This window comes from Streptomyces sp. DH41 (assembly GCF_029813785.1).
Classification (GTDB): domain Bacteria; phylum Actinomycetota; class Actinomycetes; order Streptomycetales; family Streptomycetaceae; genus Streptomyces.
Map to the genome: position 1 here is coordinate 203,276 of NZ_JARVKY010000008.1, position 15,143 is coordinate 218,418.

Annotated in this window: 15 protein-coding genes; 2 read left to right on the forward strand and 13 right to left on the reverse strand. The window is 71.7% G+C overall.

Annotated features, from left to right (window positions below):
* Positions 1-164: 164 nt before the first annotated feature.
* Positions 165-1,430: a metal-dependent hydrolase family protein gene (locus QC283_RS16085; protein ID WP_279562186.1), complete on the reverse strand. Its 1,266-nt coding sequence runs from the start codon at positions 1,428-1,430 to the stop codon at positions 165-167.
* 317 nt (positions 1,431-1,747) lie between these two features.
* A complete protein-coding gene (locus QC283_RS16090) occupies positions 1,748-2,548 on the reverse strand; it encodes an NAD(P)-dependent oxidoreductase (protein ID WP_279562187.1) in 801 nt (266 codons plus the stop codon).
* A gap of 129 nt (positions 2,549-2,677) precedes the next feature.
* Between QC283_RS16090 and QC283_RS16095 the strand changes: the two genes are divergently transcribed.
* The gene (locus tag QC283_RS16095) at positions 2,678-3,049 is read left to right on the forward strand and encodes a carboxymuconolactone decarboxylase family protein (protein WP_279562188.1); all 372 of its coding nucleotides are present in this window, start codon (positions 2,678-2,680) and stop codon (positions 3,047-3,049) included.
* The gene (locus QC283_RS16100; RefSeq protein ID WP_279562189.1) at positions 3,046-3,912 is read left to right on the forward strand and encodes an NAD(P)-dependent oxidoreductase; all 867 of its coding nucleotides are present in this window, start codon (positions 3,046-3,048) and stop codon (positions 3,910-3,912) included. The genes QC283_RS16095 and QC283_RS16100 overlap by 4 nt, the downstream gene beginning before the upstream one ends.
* On the opposite strand, the gene QC283_RS16105 is transcribed toward QC283_RS16100, so the two are convergent.
* The 11 genes from QC283_RS16105 to QC283_RS16155 all read right to left on the reverse strand — a co-directional run bounded on the left by QC283_RS16105 (position 3,888) and on the right by QC283_RS16155 (position 15,003).
* A complete protein-coding gene (locus QC283_RS16105) occupies positions 3,888-4,526 on the reverse strand; it encodes a TetR/AcrR family transcriptional regulator (RefSeq protein ID WP_279562190.1) in 639 nt (212 codons plus the stop codon). The genes QC283_RS16100 and QC283_RS16105 overlap by 25 nt on opposite strands.
* Before the next feature lie 101 nt (positions 4,527-4,627).
* Positions 4,628-5,470 (reverse strand): NAD(P)-dependent oxidoreductase, encoded by an 843-nt coding sequence (locus tag QC283_RS16110; protein WP_279562191.1) that lies wholly within the window; start codon positions 5,468-5,470, stop codon positions 4,628-4,630.
* Positions 5,467-5,967 (reverse strand): DoxX family protein, encoded by a 501-nt coding sequence (locus tag QC283_RS16115; protein WP_279562192.1) that lies wholly within the window; start codon positions 5,965-5,967, stop codon positions 5,467-5,469. Before QC283_RS16115 ends, QC283_RS16110 begins: the two co-directional genes overlap by 4 nt.
* Positions 5,960-6,874, reverse strand: coding sequence for an alpha/beta hydrolase (locus QC283_RS16120; protein WP_279562193.1), 915 nt, complete (start codon positions 6,872-6,874; stop codon positions 5,960-5,962). Before QC283_RS16120 ends, QC283_RS16115 begins: the two co-directional genes overlap by 8 nt.
* Positions 6,871-8,541, reverse strand: a complete 1,671-nt coding sequence (locus tag QC283_RS16125; RefSeq protein WP_279562194.1) for a thiolase C-terminal domain-containing protein — start codon at positions 8,539-8,541, stop codon at positions 6,871-6,873. Before QC283_RS16125 ends, QC283_RS16120 begins: the two co-directional genes overlap by 4 nt.
* A complete protein-coding gene (locus QC283_RS16130) occupies positions 8,538-9,905 on the reverse strand; it encodes a cytochrome P450 (protein ID WP_279562195.1) in 1,368 nt (455 codons plus the stop codon). Before QC283_RS16130 ends, QC283_RS16125 begins: the two co-directional genes overlap by 4 nt.
* 31 nt (positions 9,906-9,936) lie before the next feature.
* Complete coding sequence (locus tag QC283_RS16135) at positions 9,937-10,128, reverse strand: ferredoxin (RefSeq protein ID WP_279562196.1); 192 nt, start codon at positions 10,126-10,128, stop codon at positions 9,937-9,939.
* A gap of 37 nt (positions 10,129-10,165) precedes the next feature.
* Entirely contained in the window at positions 10,166-11,548 is a 1,383-nt protein-coding gene (locus QC283_RS16140) for an ABC transporter substrate-binding protein (RefSeq protein ID WP_279562197.1), read from the reverse strand.
* A 58-nt stretch (positions 11,549-11,606) separates the two neighbouring features.
* Complete coding sequence (locus QC283_RS16145) at positions 11,607-12,812, reverse strand: CaiB/BaiF CoA transferase family protein (RefSeq protein ID WP_279562198.1); 1,206 nt, start codon at positions 12,810-12,812, stop codon at positions 11,607-11,609.
* Entirely contained in the window at positions 12,809-14,275 is a 1,467-nt protein-coding gene (locus QC283_RS16150) for an aldehyde dehydrogenase family protein (RefSeq protein WP_279562199.1), read from the reverse strand. Before QC283_RS16150 ends, QC283_RS16145 begins: the two co-directional genes overlap by 4 nt.
* Positions 14,272-15,003 carry an SDR family oxidoreductase gene (locus QC283_RS16155; protein ID WP_279562200.1) on the reverse strand — a complete coding sequence of 244 codons (732 nt, stop codon included), beginning with the start codon at positions 15,001-15,003 and terminating at the stop codon, positions 14,272-14,274. Before QC283_RS16155 ends, QC283_RS16150 begins: the two co-directional genes overlap by 4 nt.
* Between the last annotated feature and the right edge of the window lie 140 nt (positions 15,004-15,143).

Sequence of the window (15,143 nt, forward strand, 5' to 3'; positions counted from 1 at the left end):
CCGGCCGGTGCCGCGCGAGCACTCGCGTCCGCGGGTCGCGACGCGAGCTGCCCGGCCGGCCACCGGCGCGGTCCCGCGGTCGCCCTCACCGCCGTGGGACGGGGTCGCGGCCGGCGCGCGTCCCCCTGCTCCCCGCGGCTCGGCCGGCCGGGTGGTCGTGGGGGTCAAGGCTCCGGCGTGTCGTCGCGGTACACCTGACCGCCCTTCATGACGAACGACACCCGCCCGGTGACGGAGACGTCCGTGAGCGGGTCGCCGGGGACGGCGATGACGTCCGCGAGCAGGCCTGGTTCCAGCCGTCCCCGGTCGTCCGCGTCGATCAGGTCGGCGGCGACCGTGGTCGCGGCGCGCAGGGCCTGAAGGGGCCGCATGCCCCGGTCGACCAAGGCACGCATCTCCAGCGCCCCCTTGCCGTGCGGAATGGCGGGGGCGTCGGTCCCGAGGGCGACCTTGACGCCGCGGCCGATCGCGCGGGACGTGGACTCGCGGGCACGTGGGAAGACGTCCGCCGCCTTCGCCTTGAGGGCGGGGTCGGCGTGCTCGGTGTTCATTCCCTCGGTCAGGTAGGTGGTGGCGACCAGGAAGGTACCGCGCTCCACCATCAGGTCCAGGGTGGCGTCGCTGGCCAGGAAGCCGTGCTCGATGCAGTCGATGCCGGCCTCGACCGCGGCCCGGATGGCGGAGTCCCCCATGCAGTGCGCGGCGACCTTCACGCCCGCCCGGTGCGCCTCGTCGGCGATGGCACGCAGTTCCTCGTCCGAGTACTGCTGGGCACCGGTGGGGCCGGTGTGCGACATGACCCCGTTGGACGCGCACACCTTGACGACCCGTGCGCCGTACTTGATCTGGTACCGGACCGCTTTGCGCACCTCCGCCACCCCATTGGCGATGCCCTCCTCCACGGTGAGCGGCAGCACGCCGGGGGCGAACGCCTGGAACATGGTCGGGTCGAGGTGCCCGCCGGTCGGGGCGATCGCGTGGCCAGCCGGCACCACGCGTGGTCCCTCGACCCATCCGAGGTCGATGGCCTTCTTCAGCGCGACGTCGAGCAGGACGCCGCCCGTCTGCACGAACAGGCCGAGGTTGCGCACGGTGGTGTAGCCGCGCCTCAGGGTCCGGCGCGCGTTGGCCGCCGCGCGCAGGGTGCGCACGGCCGGGTCCTCCTGCACCGGGATCAACGGGCTGCGGTGGTCGGGGCCTCCGAGGAAGAGGTTGACCTCCATGTCCATCAGGCCGGGCATCAGGGTGACGTGCCCGAGGTCGCGCACCACCGTGCCCTCGGGCAGCCGGTCAGGCCGCCCCACCTCGGTGATGTGCTCCCCGACAATCAACAACTCTCCCGGCTCGACGAGTTCGCCCTTGGTGATGTCGAGCAGCCGAGCCGCCCGCAGCAGCACCGGAGGCCGCGGAGCCCTCTCCCGGGACGGCATCACGCGGCCGCTTCGGCGCGAGGACCGAACACGGGGAACGTGGCGGTCAGGACGTGGATCATGTCGGAATCTCCGTGTCTGCTCGCTGGACAGCTCAGGACGTCAGGACGCTGCGGCCGACGTGCTTCGAGCCGGCGCCGGCGCCGCACGTGGTGGTACGCGGTGCCGCGTGCTGTGCCACGGCACCGCACGGTCGCCGACCGGACCCCGTCCACTCCGCACGGCCGGACGCCTCGACGATAACAGCGATCTCTTTTGCGGAGAATAGCGTTGCCACAGCGATCGGGTCACCGCGGTCCTCACGGCAGGCCGCACCCTCAGTCGCCCTCGGGCAGCAGCTCCCGCAGACTGCGCACCGCGGGTTCCAGCGGCCCGAGTGACAACCCCAGTGCCCCGGTGAGGTCGGCGGCCACCGCGAGGTCCTTGCGGAGGAAGGGTCCGGCGCCGGCCACCAAGGCGGCGACCCCGCCCCGGGCGGCGGACGCCGCAGAGGCGTTGCCCGCCGCGCTGCCCTGCGTCAGTGCCGCCAGCAGCACACTCTCCTCGACCCCGAGGCCCCGCCCGAGCCGCACCGCCTGGGCGAGCAGGCCCAACTGGGCGGCGAACAGCGTGTTGTTCACCAGCTTCACGCTCTGCCCGGCGCCGAGCGCACCGACGTGCAGCACCGGATCGGCGTAGGCGCTCAGCGCGGGACGTACCCGCGTCACCGCCTGCTCCTCACCCCCGGCGAAGACGGTCAGTCGGCCGGCCTCGACATCGTGCGGGCCGCCGCTGACGGGCACGTCCACGACGTCGGCACCGCGGGCGGCCAGCGCCCGTACCGTGCGCGGGTCGCCGGTGGTGTGCACGGCGAGCACCGACCCGTCGGGCAGCGCCGGCACGAGAGCCCCGTCGAGGCACACCTCCCGGACCTGCGCGTCCGTGAGCACGCAGAGGAGGACGGCGTCCGCACCGCGCGCCGCGGCGGTGAGCGAGGTGACGGGCTCGGCACCGTCGCGGGCGAGGGACGTACGCGCCTCGGCATCGCGGGCGTACACACGGACCCGGTGCCCGGCCTCGACGAGACGCCGCACCATGGGGCGGCCCATCCGGCCTGCACCGACGAAACCCAGCTCCACGACGACCTCCGCCTCTCGCGCCCGGCGAGCGCACCGACATCTTCCGGAAATGGCATTCTCGGATATCGTTAGCACAACTCTCACCCGAAGAGGCCGACTTTGAGAGCCACGACCTCGAAGGAGCGGTGGATGTACGACCAGAAGCAGCAGGAAGCGGCGCGGGCGATACGCCGGGAGGTGATCGGCGACGACGACACGCAGACCGACCCCACCGCCCCGGAGGGCTTCCGGGACTACCTGACCGCGATGGCGTGGGGGGTGTGGGCGCGCGGTGGTCCGCTGAGCACCCGCGACCGCAGCCTGCTGGTCCTGGCGATGACCGCCGCCACGGGCCGCATGGGACAGTTCCGGGTCCATTTGGACGCCGCCGCCCGCGCGGGCGTCAGTGACGCCGAGGTGGACGAGCTCCTCTTCCAGATCACCGCCTACTGCGGTGCCCCCGCCGGGAGCGCCGCCCTGGCCGTCCTGCGTGAAGCGCGTGCCGAGCGGGAGGCGGCGTGAGCGGGCGGGGGGTGGCCGGACACAAGGTGGTCGGGTTCGTCGGCCTGGGCAGCATGGGCGGTGTGCTGGCGTCGAACCTCGTGTCGGCGGGATTCCAGGTGGTGGCCCACGACGCCACGGGACCGGCCCGCACCCCGACGGGCGCCCTATGGGCACCGGGTCCCGCGGAGGTGGCACGCGCCGCGGACATCGTGGTGCTCAGTCTGCCCGACGGCATCGTCTGCACGTCGGTCGTGCGAGAGCTCGCTCGTGCCCGCGACAGCCGGGTCACGCACGTCGTGGACACCTCCACCGTCGGAGTCGCGGCAGCCCGCGAACTGGCCGGGCTGGGGCCCGCGTACGTGGACGCGCCCGTGTCCGGAGGGGTGGCGGGAGCCCGCAGACGCAGTCTGATGGTCATGTACGCGGGAGCCGACGAGGACTGCACGCGGGTCGAGCCCGTGCTCGCCGGGCTCAGCGACCGCCGGCGGCGGGTCGGTGACCGGCCCGGCCAGGCCCAGGCGCTCAAGCTCGCCAACAACTTCCTGTCCGCCACCGCGCTCGCGGCGACCAGCGAGGCCGTCGCCTTCGGGCGGGCTGCGGGGCTGGACATGGCCGTGATGCTGGAGGTCCTCAACGCCTCCAGCGGACGCAGTGGGGCCACCGCCGACAAGTTCCCCGAAGAGGTGCTCACCGGCCGTTACGCCTCCGGGTTCAGCAACACGCTCATGGCCAAGGACGTGGGCCTGTACCTGCGGGAGACCAAGGCTCTGGGGGGCGCGGCCGCGGTGGCCCCGGTCGTCCAGGCGCTGTGGGAGGCGTTCACAGCTGCCGAACCGGACGCCGACTTCACCCGGGTCTACCCGTTCACGGCGGGCGCCTGAGGCGACCCGTCGCCCTTCTCGTCGCGGTCCTTGTTCCCGGGCCCGACTCCCGTGGGGCCCAGCACGACCGACAGCGTTTCCCGCACGATCTCCGGGTAGTGGTCCGCGTCCGGGTCGGGATCCATCAGCCACCACTGGTGGATGCCCTCGACCAGGGCGAGCACGGCGGTGGCGGCCGTCGACGCGCTCAGACCGCTGGGCATGCGCTCGCCGTAGCGCTCGGTCAGTCGGGCGGTGAGGTGGATCTGCAGGGAACGCAGGCGGTCTCCCACGTAACCGCTCGCGGGCTCCTGACCGGTGACCGCCTCGGCCATCACCACGCTGTGCACAGTGGCGAACGACGGGTGTCCCTGCTCGAAGGCCACGGCCGCGGCGAAGTGGGCGGGCAGATCCTCGCCGACGGGATGTTCCGCCAGATGGGCGCGGTTGAGCTGCTCACGGAAACTCAGCATCTCCAGGAGCAGCTTCTTCTTGCTCGGGAAGTAGTGGAGCACGCCCTGTCGGGTCAGCCCCGCCCGCTCGGCCACCGCGTCGATCGAGGCGTGCTTGAAGCCGCGTTCGGCGAAGACCTGCAAGGCCGCCTCCAGGATCTCCTGTCGCCGCGCAGAATCCACGTCGTCGTGCCCTTCCGCCGTTGGACAGTGACCGCACACACTACGCATCCCCGGCGGGCCGGGGCGAGGTGCCGGGAGGCGATCGCCGCGGTGTCCGGCAGTCACTGCCCCATGGCGTCCAGGGCGGACCGGGCGGCCTCCCGCACCGGGCCCGGCCGTGACCCGCTGTCGGCGACGGTGGTCTCGGCGATGCTCGTGAGGAGCCGGACGTCCTTGGCCAGCAGTCCGCCCGCGTGCGCGGCGATGCGCCGCAACGTTCCGCCCGCGTCGACGACTCGTTCGAGGGCGAAACTCGCCGCGCTGCCGCGCGGCAGGATCCGGCCGAGCCCCTCGGTGTCCAGCCCCAGCCGGTCGCCCAGTTCGAACGCGTCCGCCGCGAGCCCCAGGTGAGCCGTGAAGAGGACGTTGTTGAGGAGTTTCGCCACCTGCCCGGCGCCGGTCGGACCGAGGTGGACGACAGGGTCCCCGTACACGGCGAACAGCGGACGGCAGAAGGCAAAGACCTGGGGGTCTCCGCCCGCCATGACGAGCAGGGAACCCTGTTCCGCTGCCCGCCCCCCGCCGCTCACCGGCGCGTCCAGGACCGAGACCCTCTGCATGCGGGCGCGTTCCTCCAGCCGGCGGCAGGTCTCGGGGTGGACCGTGGAGTGCACCACGAGCACGCCTCCCCGGCGCATCCCGGCGAGGACACCGTCTGCCCCGGTGGTCAGCTGCTCGACGTCCGCGTCGTCGACGACGCACAGACACACCACGTCGCTGACCGCGGCCAGCTCGGCCGGTGAGCCCGCTGTCCTGGCGGCGGTGCCGGCGAACGGAGCGAGAGAGGAGGACCGGCGCGCCCACAGCGTCGTCTCGTATCCCGCTTCGACGATGCGCCGTGCCATCGGCGCGCCCTGGCTGCCCAGCCCGATGAAACCGACCCGCATGTCACGTCGTCCTCTCACGTCTTCTCCCGTGGCCGCCAGAAGGCGGCGAGCAGTCCGCCCGTCGCCAGCACACCCACTCCGAGCACCAGGCCGGCGCCCGCCCATCCGGTCACCGCGATGTCCGCCGCGCTGTCGACCGCGTACTTCCCCGGCCCCCACGCGCCCAGCGCCACCGCGAGTACGCCGAGCACGAGGACGTACTCGTAGCCTTCCTTGAAGACGAAGAAGCCGTGCGGGCGGTGGGCGAGCAGTCCCGCGACCAACATCACCGACAGGACGGCCGCGCAGGCCAAGGGCGTGAACAACCCCACGGCCAGCAGCGCTCCCGCACCGATCTCCGTCCACACGCTCAGCCACGCCTGCAGGCGCGCGCGGCGCAGGCCGAGACCGGCGAACCAGCCGGCCGTGCCGGTGATGCCGCCTCCACCACGCCAGTGGTTCCAGCCGTGCACCACCATCACCGCGCCTAGGATGAGCCGTACGAGGAGCAGGGCCGCGTCCGCGGGTTCACCCATCGCGGTGTCCCCTCTCCGACGGCAGGGCGGGCACGCCGAGCACGCACTCCTCGACGAAGGCCAGGACGTGCAGGTGGTAGGCGAGGGCGGTGCGACTGACGCTGGTGTTGTGGCCGGCGCCCGCCTGCTCGTGCAGCACCAGTCGGGGCGCGGCGGTGAAGAGCGAGGCGAGGTCGGCCAGTCCTTCAGGGCCGTTCGTCCAGACCTGTTCGTACTCGGCGAGCGTGATGTGGACGGGCACCGGCACCCGCCCGGCGAGCCGTGTGAACTCCTCCTGCCAGCCCTCGCGGCGGCCCTCGTACGCGGGCGAGCCGGCACCGATGCCGCGCCCGCCGTAGACGTCGTCCGGGTAGGCGTGCGGCGGGTCCCACAGTGCGTCGCGCAGGTTGGGCCGGGTACGGGACGGGTCTCGCCGCCACTCCTCCATCGCGGTGATCACCTTGGGATGGTGGGTACGGCCCATTCCGGCGAGTTCCACCCCGAGCAGACCGGTGCCGCGTGAGTCGCTCGCCATCCGGACGGTCAGCTCGCAGCCCGCCGAGTGCGCCCAGAGGAAGACCCCGAGGCCGGTGTCCCGTCCCCTCAGGAGGGCATCGACGGCGGCGAACGCGAAGTCGGTGCGTTGTTCGGGTGTCCGCAGACGTTCCTCGTGCCCGGCCGAGCTGCCGTAACCGGGACGGTCGAGGGCGACGACGGTGAACCCGGCCGCGGCGGCGGTGCGCAGCAGCGAGAGCCTGGGGTGGCCCGGATGGTCGAAGTAGGTGGAGGTGGTCGCACCGCCGTGCACGGCCACGATCACGGCACGCGGGCGAGCGGCCTCGGCGACCAGCGCGGACGCGGGGACGCCGTGCACGTCCACCACCTCCCGGTGGACGCCGGCGGTGAGTTCGGGTTCGGTCGAGGTCATCCGTCCGTCCTGAGCAGGAGTACGCCGCTGGGGGTGAGTCCGCCGCTGGAGACCACGGCCGTCCGCGCGCCCGCAACCTGGCGGGCGTCGGCCTCGCCGCGCAGCTGGACGACGGCCTCGTGGAGCAGGCCCATGCCGTGGGTACGGCCGTGGGAGAGCTGTCCGCCGTGTGGGTTGAGCGGGAGGATCCCGTTTCGGGCGATGTTCTTTCCGCCGTCCAGGAAGTCGCGGGCCTCGCCGATGCCGCAGAAGCCGAGCGCCTCGATCCAGGACAGGCAGTTGAAGGTGAAGCCGTCGTACAGCAGCGCCACGTCGACGTCGGCGGGGCGCAGGTCGGTGCGTGTCCACAGGTGCGCCGCCTGGCCGAGCACCTGGGGTTCGTGGGTCAGCGTGGCCTGGTCCCATTCGGGGCGTTCGACGATCTGCGTTCCGACGGCCTCGACACGGACCGGGGCCTTGCGGAGGTCGGGCGCCGTCTCTGCGGCCGAGACGACGACGGCGGTCGCGGCGTCGCAGGGGACGTCGCAGTCGTAGAGACCGAAGGGCGTGGTGATGGTGCGCGCCGACAGGTAGTCGTCCATGGTCAGCGGGTCGCGATAGACGGCGTGCGGGTGGCGGGCCGCGCCGGCGCGCTGGTTGAGGGCGATCCAGCCGAGAGTCTCGCGGGTGGAACCGTAGCGGTGCATGTGCCGCTGGGCGTTCATTGCCAGCATGACGGCGGGTGAGACGGCGCCGAACGGCTTGAACCAGCCGTCGGCGGTGCCCGAGCGGGGAGGCTGGATCTTTCCTTGGCGGATTAGTTCCGCGTATGTCGCCTCCCACACCGTCCGGAAGCACAGCACGTGCCGCGCCAGGCCGCCGGCCACCGCGAGCATGGCGGCGATCACGGAGCCGCCGGGACCGAAGGTCTCCCCGGCACCGTTGTGCCAGACGGGGCGGATGCCGAGCGCCGACTCCAGTGCGGTGACCCCTCCTTCGGCGAAGCCGCCGTACGCGCCGCCGCCGGGATAGGTGGACAGGCCGTCGATGTCGTCGAGGGTGAGACCGGCGTCGGCGACGGCCTTCTCGCACGCCTCCACGGTGAGGTGGAGGGGCGGGACCATGAGGCGGCGGCCGATGCGCGAGGCCCCGGCGCCGCTGATGACGGCGCCGTCCTCGAACCGGCGGGCCGTGGAGGCCCGGCGGACGTGGTCCGGCATGCGTGCGGGGGCCGGGTCGTCGGGCGGCAGCGGGGCCGGCTCCGGCTGGGCCTCGGCCGGGCGGAACACCGGCAGCCAGGTATCGCCCACCTGCTCGAAGACGACCTCCATGAGCATGCCGAGGCGCAGGTCCTCCGGCGCGCAGTCGACGACGTTGGTGGTGAGACGGACCCGTGGATCCTCCTCGATGGCGACCTGGGCGACGACGAACGGAGCGGGCAGGCCGGGGAGGGGGAAGCGGTGGTTGACGGTGAAGCCGATCAGGGTGGCTCGGCCGGAGACCTCGCGGACCGCGGTGTCGTGGCCGCGGCAGTGGCGGCAGACCGGCTGCGGTGGGTGGATCAGGGCCGAGCAGGCGGCGCAGGCGCGGAAGCGGAGCCGCCCGTCGCGGCCGGAGGTCCAGAAGAACTCGGTCTCCTGGTCCGGTTGCGGCCGCGGACGGGCGGCCCCCGCAGGGGGCTCGCTCAACGGATCTTCGCCTCCGCCTTGCGCACCGTCACCGGCTCGGCCAGCCCCTGTTCGTCGCACGCCTGCTGGAGGGTCGCCAGCGTCTCCTCGAGGCCGGGGCCGAGACGCGGACCGGGCGTGAAGGTGGCGGGCAGGTGGCGCATGCCCTGGATGACGCCGATGGTCTCGTAGTGGACGGTGTTCTCGGCGTCGCAGACGAAGTCGGGAATGCGGTCCAGGACCTGGATCAGCATCCGCTTGAAGACCGTACGGGCCACGTTGGAGCCGATGCAGCGGTGGATGCCGAGGCCGAAGGCGGTGTGGCGATTGCCGCCGCGCTCGAGGTCGACGCGGTCCGGATCGGGGAAGACGGCCGGGTCGCGGTTGGCCATCGCCCAGGACAGCCACACCCGTTCGCCCTCCTCGAACTCCTTGCCCGCGATCTCGCAGTTCTCCGCGACCGTCCGGCCGTCGCCCGGCGCCGGGGTGAAGTAGCGCAGGAACTCCTCGGTGGCCGTGTCGAGCAGGGTGTCGCGCTCCCGGTCCAGTCGCGCTCGCTCGTCGGGGTGCTGGGAGAGCCACTCCAGGGCGTGGGCGGTGAGCGCGGTGGTGGTGTCGAAGCCGCCGCCGATGAGCAGGGCCATGGCGCCGACCAGGTCGATGTCGGACGGGGTCTTCCCGTCGATCTCCAGGCGGGCGAGGGCGTCGGCGAGGCCAGGACGCGGGTGGGCGCGGACCTCGTGGAGGGTGGCGGCGATGTCCTTGAGCATGGCCATGTGGGCCTCGACCACCCGGGCCATCTCCGGAGAGCCGGGCGGAGTGTAGACACCCGCGTGGGCCGGCTCGTTGTAGAGCTCCCACTTCTTCAGGGGCACGCCCATCATGGCGAGGGTGAGGACGGCCGGGACGATGTTGGCGAGGTCGTCGACGAAGTCGATCCGCCCGGACTCGATCCTCTCGTCGAGACAGGCGCGGGCCACCTCGTCGATGAACGGGATCCAGCGTGCGACGGCCGCCGGGGAGAGGTAGGGGTTGAGGGCGTTGCGGTACGCGCGCTGTTCGGGCGGGTCCATCTCGAGGAACCCGCCGCGGAAGCCCTTGCCGCGGGCCGGCGCCGGGATGTTGATGCCCTGGTAGCCGCGCCGCTCGCCGTTGACGTCGTGGTCGTTGGAGAGTTTCTGTCCGGCGCGGGCGAAGGCGAGCAGCTCGCGGTTGCCGGCGGCGACCCAGTGCCCGCCGTAGGTGTCGGACCAGGCGAGCGGACAGCCGGCGTGGAAGGCGCGGGTCTGCTCCTCGAACTGGTCGCGGTACTCGGGGGCGTGCCGGTCGAAGTGGACGCGGGGCTGCTTGCGGGTGTCGTCACTGTGCGGCTCGGATGCGGTCATTGCGGGTTCTCCTCGTGTCGGCCGCGCCCCCTCAGAAGACGCTGATCGCTCGCTCGGGGCAGGACCGGACGGCCTCCACCACCTGGTCCTGCTGATCGTCGGGGACCTCCTCGTCGATCGGGGAGGAATGGCCGTCGATCTCGCTCAGTTCGAATACCTTCGGGGCGCGCATAGCGCACAGGGTGTGCCCCTGGCAGCGCTCGGGGTCGACGCGTACCTTCACGTCACTCAGCTCCCGTTCACGTTCAGGTCGGGTCAGGTCAGGTCAGGTCGGACAGGGACTTGCCGACGGAGGCGAGGGTGGCGGGTTTGCCGTAGTCGCCCTTGTACTTGTAGACGGGGCCGTCGCAGCGGAACGCGCCCTGGTCGGGCTTGAAGTCCGCGGGCTGCCAGCCGTCTGCGGTGGCCTCCACGACCGCGAAGCAGCTGGTCGGCTCCTTCGAGGTCAGATCGAACGGGGCCTGCAGACCGCCTGCCGTCCAGTCGGTGTTCTTCCGCGCGTCCTCGTGGACGCAGGCGCGGGTGAGGGTGGTGCAGTCGCGGGCGGCGGTGGCGAACAGCAGCCAGGCGGAGAAGGCGCGCAGCGCGGGATAGCTGACTTCCTTCCCCGGCGCGTACTTCTTGAACAGGTCGATGGCCTGCTGGGTGGCGGGGTTGTCGGCCGCGCTCTCCAGCGGTGCGGTGGCGAACAGCTCGGCGTAGTTGTGCTGCTTGGCCAGGGCCGTGCCCGCCAGCTTCGGGAAGGCGGGGCCGTAGGCGTTGGAGTTCGCGTCGATCCAGTCGGGCGCGTAGTCGATGCTGGTGAGGGCCTGCTCCAGTTTGGCGAGGCTGGCGAAGTCACCGAGGAAGACGAGGCCCTTGACGTCCTCCTTCTTGATCGCCTGGGCGTACGGGGTCCAGTCGGAGACGCCGGACGCGGGGTACAGGTCGGTGTAGGAGACCTTGCCGCCGAGGCCGGCCACCGCTTCCTCGAACTGGGCCGACATCACCTTGGTGACGGGCGAGTCTCCGGCGATGATGCCGACCTTCTGTGCGGAGTCGGGGTACTTCTCCTTCATCAGCCAGTTGTAGTAGCCGGGGTACTGGAAGTACCCGGCGGTGGGCTGCGACGCGATCACCTGGAGGTCGGAGCCGATGGCGCCGATCTGGCTGGACTGCGCGGGAAAGTTGGGAAGCAGGCAGGTCAGCCGGTCCTTGACGCCCAGGCTGTCCAGGGCCGCTCCGCCGCCGACCAGCGCGAAGTCCTCCTTGCACGCCTCCAGCGTCCGCTGGCGGACCTCGGTGAGCCGGGTGTCCCGGGTGACCGGTTCGAGGTCACGGCCGTTGATGCCTCCCGCGTCGTTGCACCAGGAGGTGAAGACCTTCGCCACGTCGACGAACTCGGACTTCTTGGAGAAGCCGACGTCGGACAGGACGCCGACCTGGAGCTTGTCGTCCGTGACGCCCTGCGTGGACGACTTCCCGGCGGTGCCGGGACCGCACACGTCCTTCAGGGTGCCGAAGTCACCGGACGCGGCACGGGTTTCCCGCGCGGCGGGAGTGTCCTGTCGGGCGGAATCGGTGTCGTCGTCCGAGCGGGTGGAGCAGCCGGCGGCCAGCAGCACCGCGAGTGCGGTGACACCGCCTGTGAGCAGCCTGCGCATGGTGCCTCCTCGTGCCGCCCGGACGTCGTCGTCCGGGGGAGGGGACGGGACGATCGGGTCAGGTGACCGCGCCGCTCGCCTTGAGGGCGAGGATGCGGTCCCAGTCGTAGCCGAGCTCGGTGAGGATCTCCTCCGTCTGCGCGGCGAATTCCGGTGCGGGGCCGAGGGCGGTGTCCTCGACGTCGAACTGGACGGGGCTGGCCACGAGTTCCAGGTCGCCAGCCTGCCCGATGTAACCGTTGGCGCGCACCTGGGCGTCGGTGGTGGCCTGGAGGGTGTCCTGGACGGGCGCCCAGGGCCCGTCGAGGGCGGCGAACCGCTCGGTCCACTCGGCGAGCGGGCGGGTGGCGATCACCTCGCGCAGGATCTTCACCGCGTCGCCCGTGTGCCGGGCGATGGACTCGGTGGTGGCGAACCGGGGGTCGTCGGCGAGCTCGGGCCGGTCCAGGCATCGGCACACGTTGGCCCAGAACTTGGCCGGCTGGAGCATCACGAAGGTGATGTACCGGTCGTCGGCGGTGCGGTAGAGCCCGGAGAGCGGGTTGGTGGGTGAGCCGTGGGTGCTGGGCGCGACGCCCTCCCAGGCCCGGTCCAGGTGCAGGGACAGGCCGATGGAGTGGCCGAGCGCCCACAGGCCGCTGCCGAGCAGGGAGACGTCGACCACGGAGGTCTCCCCGGTGCGTTCGCGGCGCAGCAGCGCGGCGGCGATGCCGCCTGCCAGGTTGGTGCCGGAGATGGTGTCACCGTAGGCCGGACCGGGCGGGCTGATCATGCCCTCCGTGCCGGGCGGGGTGATGCTGGCCGCCGTGCCGGCCCTGGCCCAGAAGGCGGTCATGTCATAGCCGCCCCGGCCCGACTCGGCGCCTCGGGGGCCGAGGGCACTGCCGCGGGCGTAGACGATCCGCGGGTTGACGGCGCGGATGTCGTCGACGTCGATGCCGAGCCGGGCTCGGGAGGCGGGCAGGAAGCTGGTGAGGAACACGTCCGCGTCCCGGGCCAGTTCGTGCAGGACCTCCCGGCCCTCCGGGGTGGTCATGTCCAGCCCCAGGGAGCGCTTGCCGCGGTTGGCGTGCGCGACGTTCGGGTTGGGGTCGCCCTCCACCCGGAAGCTGCCGGTCTGGCGCAGCCCGCGTTGCGGGTCACCGGTGACCGCGTGTTCGACCTTGACCACGTCGGCGCCCCAGTCCGCGAGGACGGCTCCCGCCGAGGGCACGAAGCCGTACATGGCGACTTCCAGGACGCGGATCCCCTCCAGCGGCCTCATGACTGCTCCTCGGGGGCGACGATGCGGGCGAATGCCTTCTCCTCCAAGAACTCCTCGAACCCGGACGGGCCGCTCTCCCGGCCGATGCCGGACTGCTTGTAGCCGCCGAAGGGCACGTCGGGGGCGAAGTAGTTGCCGCCGTTGATGGAGAAGGTGCCGGTACGGATGCGCCGGGCGATGCGGATGGCCCGCTGTTCGTCGGCGCTGTGCACGGCGCCGGAGAGTCCGTACCTGGAGTTGTTGGCGATGCGAACGGCGTCGTCCTCGTCGTCGTAGGGGATCACGGCGAGGACGGGGCCGAAGACCTCCTCCTGCGCGATCTCGCTGTCGGGATCGACCTCCGCGAGCAGGGTGGGCGCGTAGAAGTGTCCGGGGTCGACGCGCTTGCCGCCGCGGACCAGGACGGCGCCTTCGTCGACGGCCCGGCGCACCATGCTGTCGACCTTGTCGCGCTGGTCCTCGCTGATCAGCGGTCCCATGTTCGTCCGCGGATCGGTGGGGTCGCCGACCCGGACCCGGTCAAGGCCGGCCGCGACCATCTGCACGATCTCGTCGTGCCGGGCACGCGGCACGAGCAGACGGGAGGTGAGGGCGCAGCCCTGGCCCGAGTGGGAGCAGATGGTGAAGGCGGCGAACATGGCGGCCTTGGTGACGTCGGCGTCGTCGAGGACGATCATGGCCGACTTTCCACCGAGTTCGAGGAAGACCCGCTTCACCGATCCAGAGGCGTCGGCCATGATGCGCCGGCCCGTGCTGGTGGCTCCGGTGAAGGTCACCGCGTCCACGCCGCGGTGGGTGGTGAGCGCCTTGCCGACCTCGGGGGTCGAGGAGCTGAGGACGTTGACGACTCCGGGCGGGATGTCGGTGTGCTCGGCGATCAGTTCGCCGAGGGCGAGGGTGGTGAGCGGGGTCTGCGGGGCACCCTTGAGGACGACGGTGCAGCCCGCGGCGAGCGCGGGGGCGAGCTTGGCCAGGGCGAGCTGGTTGGGGAAGTTGTACGGCAGGATCGCGGCGACGACGCCGGCCGCTTCCTTCTCCACCCAGCGGTGGTGACGCTGGCCGCGGGACTCGACCACGCCCAGGTCCTCGGTGAACTCGTAGCTCTCCAGCAGGTCGGCGTAGTACTTCACGATGCCGATCGGCTCGTCGAGCTGCGGACCGTGGGTGAGCTGGCGGGGCGCGCCGACCTCGGCGATGGTCAGCTCGCGCAGCTCCTCACGGTGCTCGTCGAGGGCTTGGTGGAGCCGGCGCAGGGAGCGCAGCCGCAGGTCCCTGTCGGTGGGCCAGTCGGTGGTGTCGAAGGCGCGGCGGGCGGCGGCCACGGCCGCCTCGGCGTCCGCCGTGGTGGCCTCGGGCGCGTGCCCCACCAGTTCACCGGTGGCGGGGTTGTGGGACGGGAAGGTCGCGCCGGTGGTGAGGAGCTTGCCGTCGATCAGCAGGGAGCTGGTGGGTGCCTGGTTCACAGCCGCACCACCGATCCGCCGTCCACCGCGACGACCTGGCCGGTGACCCAGCTCGCGGCGTCGGACAGCAGGAAGAGGAGCAGACCGGCTTGATCCGCCGGTTTCCCCATGCGTTTGAGGGCGAGCGACCTCACCAGCGCCTCGCGGACTTGCTCCGGGATGATGTCGCGGGAGCCCTCGGTGTCCGTCGGGCCGGGGGCGATCGCGTTGACGCGGATGCCCCGGTCACCGAGTTCCGCGGCGAGGGACGCGGTGAGGTGGTTGATGCCTGCCTTGGCGAGGCCGTAGAAACCGGTGGGCTGCCAGGCGGCGGTGGATGACTGGTTGACGATCGCGGAGCCTTCCTTCAGGTGCGGCAGGACCGCCCGGGTCACGTGCAGCGCACCGAGCAGGTTCACCTTGAGGAACCGGTCGAGGTAGTCGTAGTCGACACTGGTGATGCCCTCGCGGCGCATGCCCTGGAAGATGGCGGCGTTGTTGACGAGGTGGTCGATCGCTCCGAACTCGGTGATCACCGTGTCGGCGAGCGCCTCGGCGGATGCCGGGTCGCCGACGTCGGTCCGTACGAAGAGCGCGTCCCCTATCTCCTTGGCGACACGTTGCCCCTGCTCCTCGTTCAGCTCGGCGACCACGACCCGCGCGCCTTCGGCGGCCAGCGCCTTCGCGTAGCCCTCGCCAATGCCTTGGCCGGCTCCGGTGACGATCGCCACCTTGTCCCTGAACCGCATCCCAGCCTCCCTGCTCGGTTGGTCGGAAACTACATTCTCCATTTCGGCGAATCAAGGATTCAGACAAGAGAGCCTGTTGCGCACCCATCATGCGAGCGAACCCATCGGCAACGCCCACGACTCCTTGGCGTGACACGGGA

Coding starts and splice junctions, on each gene's coding strand:
- QC283_RS16085 (WP_279562186.1), bottom strand. CDS start 1,430: ATGCCGTCCCGGGAGAGGGCTCCGCGGCCTCCGGTGCTGCTGCGGGCG.
- QC283_RS16095 (WP_279562188.1), top strand. CDS start 2,678: ATGTACGACCAGAAGCAGCAGGAAGCGGCGCGGGCGATACGCCGGGAG.
- QC283_RS16115 (WP_279562192.1), bottom strand. CDS start 5,967: ATGGGTGAACCCGCGGACGCGGCCCTGCTCCTCGTACGGCTCATCCTA.
- QC283_RS16120 (WP_279562193.1), bottom strand. CDS start 6,874: ATGACCTCGACCGAACCCGAACTCACCGCCGGCGTCCACCGGGAGGTG.
- QC283_RS16130 (WP_279562195.1), bottom strand. CDS start 9,905: ATGACCGCATCCGAGCCGCACAGTGACGACACCCGCAAGCAGCCCCGC.
- QC283_RS16140 (WP_279562197.1), bottom strand. CDS start 11,548: ATGCGCAGGCTGCTCACAGGCGGTGTCACCGCACTCGCGGTGCTGCTG.
- QC283_RS16145 (WP_279562198.1), bottom strand. CDS start 12,812: ATGAGGCCGCTGGAGGGGATCCGCGTCCTGGAAGTCGCCATGTACGGC.
- QC283_RS16155 (WP_279562200.1), bottom strand. CDS start 15,003: ATGCGGTTCAGGGACAAGGTGGCGATCGTCACCGGAGCCGGCCAAGGC.